Genomic DNA, 2634 nt, shown 5'->3' with positions numbered 1-2634 from the left:
GCGTCAGGTCGTTGCACAGCCAGTCGCTCGGGTTGCAGAAGCTCGCACCCGAGCTGCCCGAGACGCCGCCGCTCGAGTGATAGGCGACGACCTCGTCGTCCTGCCCCGGCAGCACGAAGGAGTACAGCGTGCCCTTGGCGCCGGCGTACATGTAGAACCAGGTCGCGCGGGTGTTGCTGTGGTCGTACAGCGCGCGGGCGGTGGCGGTCTTCAGGTCGGACACCAGCGGCTCCGAGACGGCCCAGTCGCCGGCGTCGGCCAGTTCGCTGCCGCCCCCGGCGCCGGCGGCGATGTCGACCCACTTGATGTTCCAGCCGACCTGGGTCGTGCCGTCGCTGTTGCCGCATTCGCCGGTCGAGCTCGCGATCGCGGTTTTCTTGTAGCGCGCCGTGCCGCCGTACAGCGAGAGCGCGTAGCCGATCATCAGGTCGCCCGCGCTGTGCGCCGCGACGTAGCACCAGTTCGGCCCGGTGCAGTAGCAGTCGAGCGCGTTGCGCACCAGGTAGTTCTGGTCGGAGACGTGGTTGTAGCCGTCCCAGTTGACCGATTTCTTGTTGACGCCGGCCTCGACGGTCGCCGGCCCCCAGTAGGTGAAGTCGGCATAGTTGCCGAGGATCCCGCCGCCGGTGCGGCCATTGATCCACAGCGAGTAGTTGGTCGCCAGGGCCGCCGTCGTCAGGCCGACGAGCACGGCGCCGATCCCGGCCAGGCACAGCCGCGTGAGGTGTCGCATTGGGTTGTCTCCCTGTGTTGTCGAGACCTGCATGAAACCGATCTCGCGAGGCCCGAAAAGTACGCTCGTGCGGAAAAGTTCAGAAGCCCGAAGTTCCCCTCTTGACTTGCGCGATGTTCGCCCGCGTGTCTTGCACTTTCGTGTCAGCCCTCTGGCCTCACAGCCCGCACAACTTGCGGAACGGCCCCAGCACCGCCTCGCCGCGGAACGGCTTGACGATCCAGCCGGTGACGCCGATCGCCTTGCCGCGCTCGCGCATCTCGGCGTTGTCCTCGGTGGTCAGCATCACGATGCGCACCGCCGCGTTCCCGAGCTCGGTGCGGATCTTCTCGGCCATCGTCAGGCCGTCCATGTTCGGCATGTTGATGTCGCTCACCACCAGCTTGATGGCCGGGTCGAGCGCCAGCTGGCGCAGGCCGTCGCGCCCGTCGTTGGCCTGGGCCACGTCGAAGCCGTTCTGCTTCAGGAAGCTGCAGACGATCTCGCGCATCGTCTGGGAGTCGTCGACGACCAGGATCTGGGCCATTCAGTTTTTCTCTTCAGAAGAATTCCAGCTCGCCGGTGTTGTCGGTGGATGCCGGATTCGAGAACTCGACGAAGGCCTCGGGACGGAACAGCAGGTTGAAGATGAAGCGCTGCACGATGGTCAGCGAACGCTGGCGCGGGTGGTTCGGGTCCGCGAGCTGGTAGCGGATGCACAGCTGCGGATCCTGCGAGCCGAACGAGATGTACTTCTGCTCGTGGTTGATCACGATCGGCACCTGCGTCTGCTGCGTCGGGAACGCCTCGGGCGGGATGTAGTGGTTCTTGAACGCACCCCAGATCAGGTTCGTGGTCTCGGCGATCAGGTTGTTCAGCTCGCGAAAGCCCAGGTCGCCGCCGACGCCCTCGAAACCCATGCCCTGGGCCATGCCCTGGCGCAGCGCGCCTTCCTCGGTCTGCAGCATCATGTAGCCGCGGCACCAGGTGCTCTCCAGCGCGATCAGCGTCGACACCTGGCCGTAGATGATGCGGTCGTGCACCACGTAGGGCGCCCCGGCCTCCACCGTCGCGTTCGGGAACATCGAGCGGATGGCCTTGCAGGTCAGCTCGACGATGCCGTGCACCAGCGCCATCGGGTAGCGCAGGCCGAACAGGCTGCGCTCGATGTGGGCGCGCAGCTCATCGAGCTGGCCGCTGGTCCACGGGTGCGTGATGCAGCGCGACTCGTCGTCGGTCAGGGCTCGCGTGCTGGTGCGGCGCAGGAAGATCGGCAGCTCCGGGCGCTGGCGGTGCAGGRCCTGGGCGAGCTTCAGGCTGTCCGGCCCGTCGCAGGGCAGGTCTTCGGCCAGCAGCACGCCGGCCAGGTCCTTGTGCTGGGCCAGCGCGTCCATCGCGTCGGCCGCGGCGCGCGGCACGGTGATGATCCCGAGCGTCTCGCAGAACTTGAGCAGTTCGGGATAGTGCTTCGGATCGTGTTCGAGCAGGAGCACCTTGGCGGCGAGGAAAGCGGTATCGGCCATGGGAGGAGTTATCGGCAGCATGGCAGAGGGCTGAAAGCATCCCCAATCTTTTTGTCGTTCACCGTGCCGATGTGCCGGGGGGCGCTCAATGGCGCGTCAGATAATTCACGGCTTTTCTACCTGCTTCATCCCTTCCAGAGGATTCCCATGTTCCAACGTCCGACAGCCGTTCTCGCGGCTGCATGCGCCTTGTTCATCGCCGGTTGCGCCACCGAAAGCTCCCGCACGCTGGAGGTCGCCAAGGTGCAGGCGGCCGCCGCGCCGTTCAACGGCACGCGCCTGCCGGTCTCGGTCGGCAAGTTCGACAACCGCTCCACCTTCATGCGCGGCGTGTTCTCCGATGGTGTCGACCGCCTCGGCAGCCAGGCCAAGACCACGCTGATCGCGCACCTGCAGCAG

3 protein-coding genes and 1 pseudogene are annotated in these 2634 nt (G+C 66.2%); 1 reads left to right on the top strand and 3 read right to left on the bottom strand.

The genetic code is table 11. The features are described 5' to 3' along the window. From AC1D12_RS30530 to AC1D12_RS30520, 3 genes are all read right to left on the bottom strand, one after another. On the bottom strand, nt 1-733 hold a 733-nt coding region (locus AC1D12_RS30530), incomplete at its 3' end, for a hypothetical protein (protein ID WP_477844978.1). A gap of 157 nt (nt 734-890) precedes the next feature. Next, entirely contained in the window at nt 891-1259 is a 369-nt protein-coding gene (locus AC1D12_RS30525) for a response regulator (protein WP_477826362.1), read from the bottom strand. Nucleotides 1260-1272: 13 nt separating this feature from the next. Beyond that, a complete protein-coding gene (locus AC1D12_RS30520; protein WP_477844977.1) occupies nt 1273-2235 on the bottom strand; it encodes a chemotaxis protein CheX in 963 nt (320 codons plus the stop codon). A gap of 147 nt (nt 2236-2382) precedes the next feature. On the opposite strand from AC1D12_RS30520, the pseudogene AC1D12_RS30515 reads away from it, so the two are divergent. Continuing rightward, nucleotides 2383-2634 (top strand): annotated as a pseudogene (locus AC1D12_RS30515) (CsgG/HfaB family protein); the annotation flags it as partial.

The sequence above is a fragment of the Rhizobacter sp. P1_G5 genome (genome assembly GCF_056405435.1).
The sequence above is the reverse complement of the archived record's forward strand: the minus strand, read 5'-3'. Positions and strand labels throughout refer to the sequence as shown.

Excerpts from the sequence above, each read along its gene's own strand:
- AC1D12_RS30525 (WP_477826362.1), bottom strand. The coding sequence starts at position 1,259 with ATGGCCCAGATCCTGGTCGTCGACGACTCCCAGACGATGCGCGAGATC.